We start from the raw sequence: 463 nt of genomic DNA, 5'->3' as shown, positions 1-463 counted from the left end.
CGAAAGGGGGCAAGTGGGGCAGTGAGAAAGTCAGCAAGGCGGGCTTCTGCTCCCCCTTTCCCACTTCCTCACTTCCCCACGTCTTCCCTGCTCATCCCTCGCTGCGCACGATGGCGTAGGCAGGCTCGCCGGCGGGAATGGCCTCGGTTGCGGGCGTGCGGCGCCGCTTGATGGCGCCCACGAAGCCCTCGCGCCCCTTGTCGATCAGCTCCCACACGGTCGGGATGACGAGCAGCGTCAGGATCGTGGACGTGATCGTGCCGCCGATGACGGCCACGCCGAGCGGCGCGCGGAAGCCCGCGCCCTCGCCGTGCCCGATGGCGATGGGGACCATGCCCGCGACCAGAGCGAAGGTCGTCATCAGGATCGGACGCAGCCGGATGCCGCCGGCCTCGATGAGCGCCTCGCGCGTGTCCATACCGCTCGCCTTGGCCTCCTTCGCAAAGTCAATGAGCAGGATCGC

The 463-nt window shown here is 68.5% G+C and carries 1 protein-coding gene; it reads right to left on the bottom strand.

The window, feature by feature from the left end; genetic code table 11:
- Positions 1-91 precede the first annotated feature (91 nt).
- The coding region (locus I6F37_RS39185; RefSeq protein ID WP_225154255.1) for an efflux RND transporter permease subunit at positions 92-463 on the bottom strand (372 nt) is incomplete at its 5' end.

Source organism: Bradyrhizobium sp. NBAIM08, from assembly GCF_020193935.1.
Taxonomy (GTDB): domain Bacteria; phylum Pseudomonadota; class Alphaproteobacteria; order Rhizobiales; family Xanthobacteraceae; genus Bradyrhizobium; species Bradyrhizobium yuanmingense.
This window is presented reverse-complemented; position numbering and strand designations above follow the sequence as displayed.